We start from the raw sequence: 15,590 nt of genomic DNA, 5'->3' as shown, positions 1-15,590 counted from the left end.
TCTCATATGAGAAGGTTATCGGTGATGGATGATGGCAGAGCCGCGCAGCAGCTCACTCCGGAAAGACTTCCGCATCTTTCGTGATCCGGGATTTCTGGTCACGTTGGTGCTGATCGGATTGCTGGCCGCCGTAGGAGCTTATCTTCTCGTCCATGCCTCCAACGAGTACGGCATCCCGATCCGGGAGTACTGGCGCTGACGGGCCCGGGACCCGGATGCCGCTCTTGCAAGACATGATCACATTTTCGGGAACATAGTTGAAGCTGGGCGGTTGGAGTCGAGCCTCCCTTGAGGCATGGTATCTTTAGTTTCCGGAGAACACATTTTGGGTGGAGCTCGTCTTGCCCTTGTTCTGGCCGTCTCGCTGACCCTTCAGCCTGCTTCTCCGATTCTGGCACAACCGACCTCGTCCCAGCCCGCTGCCCCTCACTTTGCAATGGGGCCCGAGGATGGGCAGTGGACGATTCCGCAGAAGAATTATGCCTCCACCCGCTACAGTGACCTTTCTGAGATCAACATCGAGACTGTGAAGAACCTCCAAGTGGCCTTCACCTTCTCGACGGGGGTCAACAAAGGTCACGAATCCGCGCCACTCGTGGTCGGCGGCACGATGTATGTCCTCTCGCCCTATCCCAACATTCTCTACGCCCTGGATCTGACACAGCCCGGCGCGCCGATGAAGTGGCAGTACAACCCGAAGCCGGCTGCGGCCGCTCAGGGCGTAGCCTGCTGCGACGTGGTCAATCGCGGGCCTACTTTCGCCAATGGCCGAATTTTCTTCACAACGCTCGATGCCCATGTGGTCGCGGTGAATGCCGAGACCGGCGAGGAGGTCTGGAGGACCAAGCTCGGCGACATCAACCGGGGCGAGACCATGACGATGGCGCCCTTGGTCGTGAAGGACAAGGTGATCGTCGGCATCTCGGGTGGCGAGTACGGAGTGAGAGGGTGGATCCAGGCCCTCAACATCGAGGACGGCACGAGTGTCTGGAAGGCCTACAGCACCGGCCCGGACCAGGACGTGAAGATTGGCCCGAACTTCAAGCCGTTCTACGACAGCGACAAGGGCGCGGATCTCGGCGTCACCACATGGCCTGCGGATGCATGGCAGCAGGGAGGCGGCACGGTCTGGGGCTGGCTGTCCTACGATCCCGACCTGAACCTGCTCTATCACGGCACCGGCAATCCAGGTCCCTGGAACCCCAATCAGCGCCCTGGCGACAACAAATGGACCGCCGGCATCTTCGCCCGCGATGCCGATACTGGTGAGGCGCGCTGGTTCTACCAGACTGCCCCGCACGATCTCCACGATTGGGACAATATCAATGAAATGATCCTGCTCGACCTGGAGTGGGAAGGGAGACCGCGCAAGGTGCTCGTGCATCCGGGCCGCACGGGCTTCGTCTATGTCATCGACAGGACCACGGGCGAAGTTCTCTCCGCGAAGCCGTTTCATGCGCTCACGGCCGTGACCGGTGTCGACATGGAGACGGGACGGCTACAGGTCAACTCCGAGAAGGAGCCGGTCAACAACCGCGTGATACGCGACATCTGTCCGACCGCGCCCGGCGCGAAGGACTGGAATCCGAGCGCCTTCTCTCACAAGACCGGGCTTCTCTACATCCCGCACATGAACATGTGCATGGATTGGGAGAGCGTGGAGCCGAACTACATCGCCGGAACGCCCTATCTCGGAGCCGAAGTGCGCATGTATCCGGGTCCTGGCGGGCACATGGGCGAGTTCACCGCCTGGGACATCAAGGAAGGCAAGGAACTCTGGACCATTAACGAGCGCTTTCCCGTCTGGAGCGGTACCCTCGCGACGGCGGGCGACGTCGTCTTCTACGGCACCATGGATGGCTGGTTCAAAGCCGTGCACGCCCGCACCGGCGAGGTGCTGTGGCAGTTCAAGACATCCTCCGGAATCATCGGGCAACCGACCACCTATCGCGGGCCGGACGGCAAGCAATACGTCGCGATCCTGTCCGGCGTCGGCGGCTGGGCGGGCTCTATCGTCTCCGGCGATCTCGATCCGCGCGACGGTACGGCCGCATTGGGCTTCGTGAATGCCATGCGCGAATTGAAGAACGTCACCACCAAGGGAGGGACGCTCTATGTGTTCAAGCTCCCTTAGAGGCATCGTCCTTGCCGTCCTCCTGGTGGTGGCGAGTGGAGTTGAGGCACGAGAGCTACGCGTCTGCGCCGATCCGAACAATCTTCCTTTCTCCAATGAGGCGGGAGAAGGGTTCGAGAACAAGATTGTCGATCTCGTTGCGGAGGAACTCGGCGCGAAGATCCGCTACACTTGGTGGGCTCAGCGGCGTGGATTCCTGCGAAATACCCTCAGAGCCGGAATCTGCGATCTCGTGCCGGGACTGCCTGCGAATCTCGAAGGTGTGCGCACCACGGCACCGTACTACCGCTCGACCTACGTGTTCGTGACCCGCGCCGACGGCCCCGAAATCACATCCTTTAACGATCCCATTCTGCGCCGAGTCAAAGTCGGCGTGCACCTCATCGGCGACGATGGCTCGAATACGCCACCCGCTCATGCGCTTGCCCGCCGCGGCATCGTCGAGAACGTGCGCGGCTACATGATCTATGGCGATTACAGGGAGCCGAATCCGCCCGAGCGAATTCTGCAGTCCCTGGCAACGGGCGAGATCGACGTCGTGGTGGTCTGGGGACCGCTTGGCGGGTACTTCGCAGGACGGGAGAAGGTGCCGTTGAAAGTGACGCCGGTGCGCCCCGCTTTCGACGGACCGCAGCTTCCCATGGTGTTCGACATCTCGATGGCCGTGCGGAAGGAGGACGAGCAGCTTCGCCAGGAGGTCGATGCGGCCCTCGCCCGCCGCCGGGCGGATGTGGACATGATCCTCGCGCAATATGGGCTGCCGCGCTCCGACCGAGCCTCCAGACATACGGAGGTGACGCGATGAAACACCTTCCGCTGATCCTTCTCTCAGCCATCCTGTTGAGCGCCTGCGAACGCGAAGACCGTGAGTACCGGTCCAATCCGGTCACTGCGGAGACGGAGGAGAAGATCGCGCTGGTGCCCCTTTCCGCGGGACCGAGTGGTCCGACCGAGCATCGCTCCGGCTTGGGCAAGGAGTATGAGGAAAACGCCTATCACATTGCGCAGGGCAAGAAGTTCTACGTCTGGTTCAACTGCAATGGCTGCCACGCCAATGGCGGCGGCGGTTCCGGTCCACCGCTGATGGACGATCGCTGGTTTTATGGCGGGCAGATCGAGAACATCGTGCAGACGATCCGCGAAGGCCGTCCGAACGGCATGCCGTCGTTCCGCGGCAAGATACCCGACGACCAGATCTGGCAGATTGCCGCCTATGTCCGCTCCATGGGCCGCAACGTGCCGAAGGCCGCAGCGCCGGGCCGCAACGACGACATGCACTCGGGCCCGGCCGAGCAGCGCCGCCCGCCGGGTGAAGTCATTGATGGCGGTCAGGTTCCTCCTGCCGCGCAGATGCCGCAATGAGGCGGTGATGAGAAGGATTTCGTCCATTCTCCTGCTTCTGTGCCTGCCTCTCGCAGGTTGCCAGGGCTGGCAATCGGCTCTCGACGTCCATGGACCTGCGGCCAGCAGCTTGGCTCGTATGTTCTGGATCTTCGTCGCCGTGCTCGCCACGGTGTGGGTCCTCACCATGGCGGCCCTTCTCCTGTCGCTGCGCAGAAGGCGCGCCGCCGACGCGGACCCGCTGGTCACGGATCCCGGGACCGAGCGGCGCATGACCATCACCATCTCGGCTGCCATCGGCCTCACGCTCGTGATTGTCGTTTCCCTGACGGGCCTGAGTTATGCGGCTCAGAAAGTGCTGTTCGCGCATAAGGATGGAACGTTGACCCTGCTGATCACGGGGCATCAATGGTGGTGGCAGGTGACTTATGAAGACCCTCAGCCCAACCGCGTCTTCACCACGGCCAACGAGATCCACATTCCGGTGGGTGAGCCGGTGTTGATCAAGCTCGAATCCTCCGACGTGATCCACTCGTTCTGGATCCCGAACCTCACAGGCAAGATGGATGCGATCACCGGACGCCAGAACCAGATCCAGATCCAGGCCGATCGCCCGGGAATCTACCGCGGGCAATGCGCGGAATTTTGCGGCCTCCAGCACGCCCATATGGGCCTGCTCGTCGTCGCGGAGAGCAAGGAGGATTTCGAGCGCTGGCGAAACCACCAGATCTCCTCCGCCATTCCACCGAGCGATGCCGAGCACCAGCGTGGCATGGAGATCTTTCTCTCCAAGCCTTGCATCATGTGCCACCAGATCCGCGGCACGGACGCGGGCGGCAAGACTGCACCCGATCTCACCCATGTGGGAAGCCGCCGTTACATCGCCGCCGGCACCTTGGAAACGACGCGGGGCAATATTGCCGCATGGATCGTCGATCCCCACGGCATCAAGCCGGGCGTGGACATGCCGACGATCCAGCTCGAGCCAAACGAGGTTCAACCTCTCGCAAGCTATCTGGAGGGGTTGAAGTGACCCGGACCCTCACCCCCCACGATGTCGACGCCGTTCCCGAGCCCACGCGCCTCGCCACCGGCGAACGTGGCGGTCTTCCGGGCGTGCGAAGCGCGGCGGATGCGCCGCCGAGCCCGGACGAGCTGCGGGACGACCAGGTGGACGGGCTGGAGCTCTCGGCGCGGCTTGCCAAGACCTGGGGGACCGACAAGGGATTGATCGGCGCTCTCTCGACCGTCGACCACAAGATCATCGGCCGCCGCTACATCGTCACCGCCATCATCTTCCTGTTCCTCGGCGGCCTGTCCGCCGTTGCCATGCGCCTTCAGCTGGCTCAGCCAGAGAATGAGCTGATCGGGCCTGATCTCTACAACCAGCTCTTCACCATGCACGGCACGACGATGATGTTTCTCTTCGGAGTGCCGATTGGTGAGGCCTTCGCGGTTTATCTCGTGCCGCTCATGGTCGGCACCCGCAACATCGCCTTTCCGCGCCTGAACGCCTTCTCCTACTATGTCTACCTGTTCGGCGGCGCGATGATCTGGGTCGCCTTCATGCTGAACATCGGCCCGGATGTAGGATGGTTCGCATATGTGCCGTTGTCCGGCCCAGAATTCTCACCCGGCAAGCGGGCCGATTTCTGGGCCCAGATGATCACCTTCACAGAAGTTGCAGGCATTGCGGTTGCGATCTCGGTGATTGTGACCGTCTTCAAGCTGCGGGCGCCGGGCATGACCCTGGACAGGATCCCGCTCTTCGTCTGGGCCGAACTGGTCAATTCCTTCGTGATCGTCTTCGCCCTGCCGGCCGTCGTCACAGCTTCCGCCATGCTGATCCTGGACCGGCTCGTGGGCACGCATTTCTTCAACCCGGCGGAAGGCGGGGATGCGCTGCTGTATCAGCATCTGTTCTGGTTCTTCGGCCACCCTGAGGTCTACATCATCTTCCTTCCCGCGACGGGTTGGGTCTCCGCCATCGTGGTCACCTTCGCGCGACGCCAAGCCTTCGGCTATATCGCGCTCGTTCTCTCCCTCATAGCGACCGGGTTTCTCTCATTCGGCCTTTGGGTGCACCACATGTTCACCGCGGGCCTGCCGCAGCTCGGCGCCAGCTTCTTCACGGCGTCGAGCATGCTCATCGCCATCCCAAACGGGATTCAGATCTTTTGCTGGATCGCAACGCTTTGGGATGGGCGGCCCATATTCCGCACGCCGCTCCTCTTCATCATTGGATTCTTCTTCATCTTCGTGGCAGGTGGCCTGTCAGGGATCATGCTCGCCTCCGTGCCGCTCGACAGCCAAGTGCACGACACGTTCTTCGTCGTCGCGCATTTCCATTACGTGCTCATCGGCGGCAATGTCTTCCCGCTGCTTGCAGCCGTCTATTACTGGTTCCCGAAATTCACCGGGCGCATGATGAGCGAGCGGATCGGCATCTGGCATTTCGGGCTTGCCTTCATCGGCTTCAACGTGGCGTTCTTCCCCATGCACATCACCGGGCTGATGGGGATGCCGCGGCGTGTCTATACCTATCTGCCGGAAATGGGCTGGGGGAACCTCAACCTGATTTCGACCATCGGGGCGGTCATCTTCTTCGCAAGCTTTGTTCTCTTCCTCTACAACCTCGCCTCGAGCGCCCGCCGCGGTCCCATGGCGGGACCGAACCCTTGGGATGCCGGAACCCTTGAATGGGCTGCGGCATCTCCGCCACTGCCGCAGAACTTCGACCGCATTCCGGTCGTCACGAACCGGGAGCCCCTCTGGGCCAATCGCGACAGCCTGCCCGTGGTGACGGGCTTGAGTGTCGATAACCGGGAGCAGATCGTCTCCACGATCACCCATGGGCGGGCGGATCTGCGGGAATCCACGCCTGAGCCGTCGATCTGGCCGTTCATCGCGGCAGTGGCGACGGCCATCCTCTTCATCGGTTCGATGTTCACCCCATGGGCGGTCGTGTGGGGCAGCCTGCCGCTTGCCGTCGCCTTGATCGGCTGGTTCTGGCCGAAGATGAGCACGGAGGACGAGCGATGACGGCAGGCTCTTCCCATCCTCGCCCCAGCGAAACACCATTGTCTCATCGGATCGTGCTCAATGCACGACACATGCCGAGCTATTCCTATGGTCACCGCAGTCCGATCTGGTGGGGAACCCTCAGCTTCGCGGCGGCTGAAGGCATGGGCTTCGTCATGGTGGTCGGAGCCTATTTCTATCTCGTCTTCATCAACGGCAACTGGCCTCTCAGCGCCCCGCCGCCCGATCTGCTCTGGTCGAGCCTGTTCACCGTTCTCATGCTGGCGAGCATCTGGCCCAATCAAATGGCTAAACGCGACGGCGAGCGGGAGGACCTCAGCCGGTCCCGCCGCGACCTCGTCATCATGAGCCTCATCGGGCTTGCCCTCTTAGGAATACGCGTTCTGGAACTCGGCACTCTTCACGTTCGCTGGGATCAGAATGCCTACGGCTCGATCCTGTGGCTCCTTCTCGGCCTGCACACGCTGCATCTTGCGACGGATCTCGGAGATACAATCGTCCTCACCGTGCTCATGTTCACCCGACATGGCCACGGCAAGCGCTTCTCCGATGTAGGCGACAATGCTTTCTACTGGTATTTCGTCGTGGCTTCCTGGCCACCGATCTATGTGATCATCTACTGGTTCCCGAGGTGGTGGTGACATCATGGCGGCATGGCTCTCACGAGGTGCTCCATCCGCCGGCATCTATGCCGGACCGGTGGCCTGGCTGATCGACACCCAGTTCAACTACGCCGCTGTGCCGTGGGTCTGCGCCCATCAGGTGCCGCTAATTCCTCTCTTCGCCCTTGTCATGGCGGCCTTGAGCCTCTTCGGGGCCTTTTTGTCGTGGCGCGGCTATGCCACTGCCGCACCGACGCCTCGCCCGGATTCAACGGGGGCTGGCCGACCGCATCGTTTCATGGCTCTCATGGGAATCGCAATCTCACTCCTGTTTATGGTCGTCATCCTGCTTCACGGTGCGGCGGGCCTCGTCTTCCATGGGTGCGAGCGATGAGAGCGGCTGCCATCATTCTCGCGCTCATCACCGCCGCCGAGGCCCAGGCCCATTCCGGCCATGTGCATTGGCTTGACATGGGCACGACCTGGACATGGAATCCGTGGGTCACGATTCCGATGCTGCTCTCCGGCGGATTCTACATCGCCGGCCTCGCGCGTCTGTGGCAGCGGGCCGGGATCGGGCGCGGCGTGCGCCTCTGGCAGGCAGGGTGCTTTTTCCTTGGATGGGTGCTCCTCGTCGTTGCTCTCGTGACGCCTCTCCACTGGCTCGGCGAGCGCCTGTTCACGGCTCATATGATCGAACACGAGATCCTCATGGCGCTGGCTGCGCCGCTCCTCGTCGTGGGGCGTCCCGTCGTCATGCTGTGGGCCTTGTCCTCACCCCTGAGGCGCGGCGTCGGCGGCGTCAGCCGGATGTCTACCGTCGCAGGAGCGTGGGGTTGGCTCACCAACCCGCCCATTGCCACCTTGCTTCATGGGGCGGCGCTCTGGAGCTGGCATGCTCCCGAGCTGTACGAGGCGGCTCTGACCGATCCCTGGATTCACTGGCTGCAGCATCTCAGCTTCTTTCTCACAGCGATTGTGTTCTGGCGTGCGTTGCTGCAGGGCCGGGAGGAGGCTTATGGCGCTGCAGTCTTCTACCTGTTCATCACCTCGCTCCACACGGGCTTCCTCGGCATCCTGCTCGCCTTTTTCCGGCGGACCATCTATCCGACCCAGACATTGGGAGCTGCCGAGTGGGGACTGACACCGCTGGAAGACCAGCAACTCGCTGGCCTCTTCATGTGGATCCCCGCCGGGATTGTCTATGCCGGCGCCGCGCTCATCCTCGCCGGGCTCTGGATTGCCCGTTCAGGGGCCTCACGTTCCAGGGGAGGGCAGAATGCCTATGCGCCGCGGTAGGGCCCTTGCTCCCGTAGCCGCGGTACTCCTCCTGCGATTGACGGGCATCGTCCTGGGCTTGAGAAGCAGCCGGGGTCGTTCCGCACATCCACGCTCCGCTCCTCGCCAGGAATTCGATCCGGATTCCCACCTAGCCGGCATCAGTCTGCTTAGGCCGGCACGGTTGCGACGCGGATCCATCGTTGTCGGACTTATCCTCGTTCTCTTGATAGGAGCCGGCATTTACGCCGGTTACCAGATCAAGTTCGACCAGGAAGCTCGTGCCCGCGCCATCGCACTGACGACGGGCAATCCGGATGTCGGCCGACACCTGGCCCAGCGCTATGGTTGCGCCGGGTGTCATACCATTCCCGGTGTTCCCAGGGCTCAGGGCAGGGTCGGACCCACCCTCAAGGGCTTCGCAGCCCGGGTTTATATCGGTGGCGTGGCGACCAACTCGCCGGACAAGCTCATTCAGTGGATCGAGAACCCGCGCTCAATCGACCCCAACACAGCCATGCCTATCACGGGTATCTCTCGCGCCGAGGCGAGACACGTCGCGGCCTATCTCTACACGCTGCGCTGACAGCATCATCCATTGAGCACCTCTGAAACGAACATTCGCAATAAGGCATTTGGGAGCGTCCTGCGCCAGTGCGTGGATTCAGGGCATGAAATGTCTTCTTCTGGCACAAATCCGAAGTAGACCGCGTATCTGCTTTCGTGCGGTCAGCGGACGTCTATTCGGCTGCGCCTAAAGACTTGTGACCCTATGCGAACCTAAATGATGGAAACACGAATGTTCACCTTAGGAGAGCCGAACATTGAGCGCGATCTGACCGCGTTGCCCGCGAGGTCAACTTGACGCCTCGGTGCAGAACTGTTGCGTGCCGCAAACGTCCCGAATGCATCTCCGCAGCCACCGATGCGCTGGATCGGCATCCAGCCGCGGGTGCCACAGCAGCGAAACCGTGACTTCTGGCGTGGGTACGGGAAGGCGAAAACTATGCATTCCGGCGCGAAGGTTTCCGGTATGCCGTTCTGGAACAGTGGCGATCAGGTCGGAGGTCCGAGCGAGAGCCAGCGCAGTCGAAAAGCCGCCGACAATCGTGGCGATGTTCCGTTCCAGCCCCAACGGCTTCAAGGCTTCGTCGATCGGCCCCCTGTCAATTCCCCGCCGCGAGACGCAGATGTGCCTGCCGGTCGCATAACGGGAGGGAGTGATCTCGCCTTGGCTTAGTGGGTGCCCCATACGCACAGCGCCAACGAAATGGTCTCGGAACAATGCCTGAGTACGCACCTCCGGACCCGTTGTCTCCCCCACAACGCCTGTTTCCAGATCGACGAGTCCGTCGCGAAGGGACCTGCTGTCCTTGTCTGGCTTCGGCATGAAGCGGAGTCGTACGCCTGGGGCGTCCTCGCTAACGCGAGCAATGAGATCCGGCCCGAAGTTCTCCACGAAGCCTTCGCTGGTCCGCAGTGTGAACGTACGGACGAGCTGCTTGAGGTTCAGGCTCTCGGCGGGACGTAGAACTGCCTCTGCGGCCTGCACAAGCTGGCTGACTTGGTTTCGGAGTTCGATTGCACGGGGCGTGGGAACGAGGCCGCGTCCGGCTCTGACGAGCAACGGATCGCCGGTTGTCTCGCGCAAGCGCGCCAGCGCCCGGCTCATTGCCGACGGGCTGAGCCGCAATCTTTCGGCTGCGCGCGCAACGCTGCCTTCCGCGAGCAGCACATCAAGCGTGACGAGTAGGTTGAGGTCGGGGGACGGCATGCTTCCACCATAGCACAGCTTCATCATGATATGGCGTCAGGCGCATGAATAAAATGCAGACGATGCGCGTTCCGCCATGTCAGCCAAAGGACTAGGGTTCGGACGACTCCAGTCCCGGAGCCGCCAAGAAGCAGGGTCCAAAGTGAAGCCGATGGTTGTGGAACAAGACAGGACAAGGTCCGAAAATGCCAAACAGGCACCTCCGGTTCGGTGGGTGCTCGTCAGTCTGTCTCTCTCTGTGCTGCTGCCGGCGCTCGGCACAAGCATCGCCAATGTCGGCTTGCCGGCTCTCGCACAGGCGCTCCATGCCTCTTTCCAGCAAGTCCAGTGGATCGTTCTCGCATACCTGCTCACTATCACTGTCCTGATCGTCAGCCTCGGACGGCTGGGCGATATCGTCGGCCGCCGAAAGCTGCTGCTCATCGGGATCGCCCTGTTTACAGCGGCCTCGACCCTGTGTGGCGTCACCTCCACCCTGTGGCAGCTGATCGCCGGAAGGATCGTGCAGGGACTGGGTGCGGCCGTCATGATGACCCTCGCCATGGCCTTTGTCGGAGAAACGGTTCCGAGGGCAAAGACCGGTAGCGTGATGGGGCTGCTCGGGACCATGTCCGCGATAGGCACCGCACTTGGTCCCTCGCTCGGTGGGGTTCTGATCTCCGGCTTTGGCTGGCGGGCGATCTTTCTCGTCACCGTGCCGCTTGGCATACTCGCTTTTTTCCTCGCGTATCACACCCTGCCCATCGACAACGGGCGAACGAAGGCGGATCGACCTGGGTTCGATTCAATGGGCATGCTGATGCTTGGTTTGACGCTTGCAGCTTATGCGCTCGCCATGACAGTCGGGCGCGGGCATTTTGGCCTGCTCAACGTCTCCCTGCTGGCGACTGCTGCTCTCGGAGCCGTCCTCTTCGCGCGCGCCGAAGCAAGAACTGCGTCACCTTTGATCCACCTGGCGATGCTCCGGGATCCGGTGCTGAGCGCAGGTCTCGCCACGAGCACACTCGTCTCGACGGTAATGATGACGACGCTGGTGGTTGGGCCGTTCTATCTCTCCGTTGCGCTCGGGCTCGACGCAACTTTCACCGGACTGGTCATGTCGGTCGGCCCGGGCGTCGCGGCGCTCACCGGCGTGCCCGCCGGCCGCATGGTCGACTGGATCGGCGCCCAACGCGTGACTATCGCTGGACTCGCGGGAATGGCGGCTGGCTCGTTCATCCTATCCATGACGCCGGTGGAGGCCGGCATCGCCGGTTACATCGCTCCCATAGCTGTCGTCACCGCCGGCTATTCGCTGTTCCAGGCGGCCAACAATACCGCCGTGATGAAGGATCTCCGGCCTGACCAGCGGGGCGTCATCTCCGGCATGCTCAACCTTGCGCGTCACCTCGGCCTCGTCACCGGCGCATCTGTCATGGGGGCGGTGTTCGCGCTATCCTTGACGACGACCGATGCCACGATGGCGCACCCTGACGCCGTTGCCGCGGGTTTGAGGATTACGTTCGCAGTCGCCGCGATCCTGATCGTCCTCGCGCTTGCAATTGCAGTTGGAAGCGGAGCTCTTGCGACACACCCTTCCATTCTCCGGAAAATTGCAGGCTCCCTGCGTCACATCAGATAGACCTCTCCGGACGAGACGTATGACATCTCCTCAAGAGCCGCAGCGAGGTTCATGGAAATTGCGTCAAGGATGAGAAGGACGATGCGCAAGGTGATCATGCTCCACGCTCGCGGCCGCTCTCGGCCTCGCTGGCGCGTAGTAATGGCTTAATCGAGTTCTGCACTCCTCTCTGGTCCTTGGCATGCTGACCGCTCCTGTCGTGAACACGTCCCGCTGCTTCGAAGTTGGCGTGGTGATTGCATGAATGAAATACGACCTGAGAGTCAGCACATCTGCTGAAATTCCTTCATTGCTGATGCTTCGCCCGTCGAAAGGGCTACATAGTGAAATTGCTAAGCTTTTGCCGAGCTATAAGTAGCGAAGCCTGCTGGGCATTGATCTGGCGCAAATGGATTCCTAGCCGTGATTGGGATTCCTAAGGTGCAGAAGGACCTTTAGACTTTAGTTCGAGGCGTCGGGCTCACTTTGATCGCGAGGCGAGACCAGGGGCGCAAGCCTGAGCGACGTATTTGTTCGGGAGACCCCTGGTCGTGCTGCTGCAAACCTCACGAGCTGCTGCTCTTTGGTTCTGCTGAGGTATTCTCATCGTCAGAGGCAGATGCTTTTGAGACAGCTTCCTGTGGCGGACCCTTGGGCGCATTCGACTGACCGACACGCTTTCCATCCGACCACTTGTAGACCAGCCAACCCAGTCCTGAGACAATCGCCGCAAGCACAACCACGCCCGTGCTCGGGTAATCACGGAAACTGATACGCTTCCGTGAGCCCAACTCATCGTCCAAATCGGATTTTGGTTCGTCATCCCTGCTGGACATAAGGGCACCTCATCCTGCGAACTCTCTATATAGGTGCTCCGCCGGATCTTTGCGAAAGGCGATGAGTGGCTGCTCCGTCCGTTTTCCTCCTCATGCAGAGCTTTGCAGAATGCGGTGGGCGTCCGGTCATCACCCACAACCGTCTTTTCCGTTTCCGGCGCGGGCGGCCCGCGACCGAAACCGTCGGTTAACCCGGGAAGAGCATCCTTCCTTTGCGTGATTCAGGGACTGGGCGGGCCCCTCATCCGGAGATGATTGCTCATGACGGACAAGAACCTCGATGAAGCTATCGCAGAGAAGCTCAACCTGATCGCTCCGACCCTGAAAGCGATACAAGCCGGGGGAGAGCAAGCCTACCTGGGCGACCTCCAGACGCTCCTGAGAAAGAACTTGGCAAGCCTTCTCGCCCTGTTTGAGCGCGATCCCGGTCTCGATGCCGCGACGGCCGATCTTTACGCTGCGGCCGCCGCTATCGTGAAGGACGTCACGGCGGCCTCTCAGCCGTACGCTCGGAAGCGCCGCCTGCTCAAGGAAGCGCAAATGCGCTTCGAGGAGCGGATTGCTCTGGCAAGGCCCAGAGAGCGCAGACCGTCTGCCTCATGGCGCCAGAGCGAGCTCTTCTTTGCAGCCTGATTAGTATTCGGATCCAGCCTGGACATTGCCAGCGGATGGATCCAATCCGGGCCGATCAGCAATGCGAACAGCTGTGGTACGGTCTTAATTAGGCAACCAATCAAGGCAGGGGCAGGCATGTCGTCGTGGAGCCCTGTGAAGAACCGACCACTCGATTATTTGAGGCCGCCCTGTTTTTGGTCAAAAATGCGGCTCACTCAAGAAGAGAGCTCGTTCCACTCGAGTGGAACGAGCTCTCTTCATCCAATCGACATCTCCAACGGAGTTCTCAAGCCACCTGCCGCCGCTCAGCGTTCAGGTGGGAGCAGTTTGAGGACTACTTGAGGACTACGTGAAATCTCGTGGAATAGCTTTTTCGAAGGTCTTTTCGAAGACCTGGAGATCCCCCTCATAGGCGATCAATTCGCCTCTGAGCAGCCATTCCTTGGCCGTGCAGCGCATCTTCAACGTGGCCACAGTGCGAGCGGACCAGCCGGACCGTTGCAGTTCGCAGGTCCAGACGGAAGTGCCGTTCATCGACAGCGGGTCGTTCGGGGAAATCGACCAGAGCTCGTCTCGCACACTTCGGGTCGCCAGGCCTGTCTCCGGATGCTCGGTCAGACCGGTATCCTCCAAGATGCGGTAATCGGTGCGATTGGCCGAAAGATCACGCGTGACCGTGCGCTCCGTCCGACCAGCCTTGTGGGAAATGTACCTAGGCAGAGGATCAGGATTCTCCGGTTCCTTCACCGTGACCACTTCGTGGGCGCCGAGCCTTGGCAGGCCGAGGTCGAGGCTCGCCAGATCGATCGTCACTCCAGGGTCGACGGGCGGCGGCAGGATCATCGGCCAGTAAGAGGTGGAAATGGAGAGACGGATGCGATGGCCCTTGTTGAACCGGTAGCCGCAGGCATCCAGCACGATGCGGATCGTCGTGGGCCGACCCTTCTCCAGGGCTCTCGGTTCAGCATTGCCATCCCTGTGAGAGAGATTGATGACACCAAATGACACACGCGTCGCCGTGCCGTCCGGATGCACATCGACCAAGCGGGCGCAGAGATTGGCCCAGTCTTCGTCACAGGAGACTTTCATTGTCAGAACCGGCCGACCGAGAAGATCGAGCGTCTCCTCAAGGGGCGCCGTTTCCACCACAAGTGAGCCGGCATCATCAATGCGCTGGTCGCCAGGGAGCTCCGCATCCGGCTTCAGAGTAAAGTACTCTCCGGAGGCCGTGCCGGTATCGAGCGGGGACTTGATATAGACCGGATTTGCCGGGACCTGCGCCGACGGTTCCCCAGGCTTCAATGCGCCGACGGCATCCACGGAGAAGGAAATGACTTCGGGCTCCTCCCAGCGTTCCTTGGCGACCCAGAAGCCGTGATCTTCGCTGCGATGCGGCTGGGGCTTCACGCCGTCGAGGATATAGGCACGCACCTGAGGCATCTGATCGGCACCGGATTCTTCATCCCGAAGCCACCGATTCCACCAGGCGATGGCCTCGCCGAGGAAATCCTGGCGTGGCTTGGGCCAGGCGAAGTGCGGATATTTGTGAACCCACGGACCGATCAACGCTTTGGCGTTCTCCGGCATGCCTTCGACAGCGGCGAGCGGCGTATTGCGGTAGCCGTCGGCCCAACCTGCGATGACGAGGGCAGGGACCGTGACGGCAGAGAAATTCTCGCAGATCGACCCATGCTTCCAGAATTCGTCGCGCCGCTGGTGCGACAGCCATTCCGCCATGAGGAACGGTTCGTTCTCGAGCCGGTGCAGCCACATCTCCCTCCAGCGTTCTCCGACGAGAGCAGGATCCGGCGGGCGCGACTGGTAGCCGAACATGGTGCCGGCCCAGGATAGTTGGGCATAGAGATGGCAGCCGTTCTTATAGTGGATGTCGTCGTTGTAACGGTCGACGGTGGATGCAATCGAGATCACTGCCTTGAGAGCCGGCGGCCGAAGGGCTGCCACTTGAAGGCAGTTGAAGCCGCCCCAGGAAATGCCCATCATGCCGACCGAGCCATTCGACCAAGGCTGTGCGGCGATCCACGCGATGACTTTGCAGGCGTCGGACAACTCGCGCGGCGTATACTCCCCGTCGATAACACCATCCGACTCACCGCAGCCGCGAATGTCCACGCGTACGCCCGCGATGCCCGCTTCGGCAAATGCGGGATAGGTTGCCTCATCCCGCACGGACGTTCCATCCCGCTTGCGGTAGGGAAGATACTCGAGCACCGCCGGTACGGGGGATATGTCGGCCCCATCGGGCATCCAGATCCGCGCGGCCAGACGTGTGCCATCCGCGAGCGTAATCCATTCGTTCTCGATGACGGTGAATGTTCGGTTCGTCATGGGATCACTCTTGTCGTTATTG

14 protein-coding genes are annotated in these 15,590 nt (G+C 61.4%); 12 read left to right on the top strand and 2 right to left on the bottom strand.

The genetic code is table 11. From position 1 onward, the window contains the following. Positions 1-28 precede the first annotated feature (28 nt). The 10 genes from AA309_RS35105 (at position 29) to AA309_RS08195 (ending at position 8,983) form a co-directional block, all read left to right on the top strand. A complete protein-coding gene (locus AA309_RS35105; RefSeq protein ID WP_160310418.1) occupies positions 29-199 on the top strand; it encodes a hypothetical protein in 171 nt (56 codons plus the stop codon). A gap of 96 nt (positions 200-295) precedes the next feature. Then, complete coding sequence (locus AA309_RS08235; protein ID WP_047188517.1) at positions 296-2,134, top strand: methanol/ethanol family PQQ-dependent dehydrogenase; 1,839 nt, start codon at positions 296-298, stop codon at positions 2,132-2,134. Then, positions 2,115-2,939, top strand: a complete 825-nt coding sequence (locus AA309_RS08230; protein ID WP_047188516.1) for a substrate-binding domain-containing protein — start codon at positions 2,115-2,117, stop codon at positions 2,937-2,939. Before AA309_RS08235 ends, AA309_RS08230 begins: the two co-directional genes overlap by 20 nt. After that, a complete protein-coding gene (locus AA309_RS08225; protein WP_047188515.1) occupies positions 2,936-3,496 on the top strand; it encodes a c-type cytochrome in 561 nt (186 codons plus the stop codon). Before AA309_RS08230 ends, AA309_RS08225 begins: the two co-directional genes overlap by 4 nt. 7 nt (positions 3,497-3,503) lie before the next feature. Further along, positions 3,504-4,508, top strand: a complete 1,005-nt coding sequence (gene coxB / locus AA309_RS08220) for a cytochrome c oxidase subunit II (protein WP_047188514.1) — start codon at positions 3,504-3,506, stop codon at positions 4,506-4,508. Positions 4,509-4,591: 83 nt separating this feature from the next. Beyond that, entirely contained in the window at positions 4,592-6,517 is a 1,926-nt protein-coding gene (ctaD, locus tag AA309_RS08215) for a cytochrome c oxidase subunit I (protein ID WP_047188548.1), read from the top strand. Beyond that, on the top strand, positions 6,514-7,158 hold the full coding sequence (locus AA309_RS08210) for a cytochrome c oxidase subunit 3 (protein WP_047188513.1): 645 nt from the start codon (positions 6,514-6,516) through the stop codon (positions 7,156-7,158). Before ctaD ends, AA309_RS08210 begins: the two co-directional genes overlap by 4 nt. A 4-nt stretch (positions 7,159-7,162) precedes the next feature. Further along, positions 7,163-7,513: a hypothetical protein gene (locus AA309_RS08205; RefSeq protein ID WP_047188512.1), complete on the top strand. Its 351-nt coding sequence runs from the start codon at positions 7,163-7,165 to the stop codon at positions 7,511-7,513. Further along, complete coding sequence (locus tag AA309_RS08200) at positions 7,510-8,418, top strand: cytochrome c oxidase assembly protein (RefSeq protein ID WP_047188511.1); 909 nt, start codon at positions 7,510-7,512, stop codon at positions 8,416-8,418. Before AA309_RS08205 ends, AA309_RS08200 begins: the two co-directional genes overlap by 4 nt. Next, positions 8,399-8,983 carry a c-type cytochrome gene (locus tag AA309_RS08195; RefSeq protein WP_244470295.1) on the top strand — a complete coding sequence of 195 codons (585 nt, stop codon included), beginning with the start codon at positions 8,399-8,401 and terminating at the stop codon, positions 8,981-8,983. Before AA309_RS08200 ends, AA309_RS08195 begins: the two co-directional genes overlap by 20 nt. A 270-nt stretch (positions 8,984-9,253) precedes the next feature. On the opposite strand, the gene AA309_RS08190 is transcribed toward AA309_RS08195, so the two are convergent. Continuing rightward, positions 9,254-10,171 (bottom strand): LysR family transcriptional regulator, encoded by a 918-nt coding sequence (locus tag AA309_RS08190; RefSeq protein WP_047188510.1) that lies wholly within the window; start codon positions 10,169-10,171, stop codon positions 9,254-9,256. A 151-nt stretch (positions 10,172-10,322) separates the two neighbouring features. Between AA309_RS08190 and AA309_RS08185 the strand changes: the two genes are divergently transcribed. Then, entirely contained in the window at positions 10,323-11,792 is a 1,470-nt protein-coding gene (locus AA309_RS08185) for an MFS transporter (RefSeq protein WP_047188546.1), read from the top strand. 1,076 nt (positions 11,793-12,868) lie between these two features. Further along, positions 12,869-13,240 (top strand): hypothetical protein, encoded by a 372-nt coding sequence (locus tag AA309_RS08175; protein ID WP_047188508.1) that lies wholly within the window; start codon positions 12,869-12,871, stop codon positions 13,238-13,240. Between the two features lie 327 nt (positions 13,241-13,567). Here the strand turns inward: AA309_RS08175 and AA309_RS08170 are convergent, their stop codons facing one another. After that, positions 13,568-15,568 carry a CocE/NonD family hydrolase gene (locus AA309_RS08170; protein ID WP_047188507.1) on the bottom strand — a complete coding sequence of 667 codons (2,001 nt, stop codon included), beginning with the start codon at positions 15,566-15,568 and terminating at the stop codon, positions 13,568-13,570. Between the last annotated feature and the right edge of the window lie 22 nt (positions 15,569-15,590).

This window comes from Microvirga vignae (assembly GCF_001017175.1).
Lineage (GTDB): Bacteria > Pseudomonadota > Alphaproteobacteria > Rhizobiales > Beijerinckiaceae > Microvirga > Microvirga vignae.
Note: the sequence above shows the minus strand (reverse complement) of the source record. Positions and strands in the feature narration are given on the sequence as shown.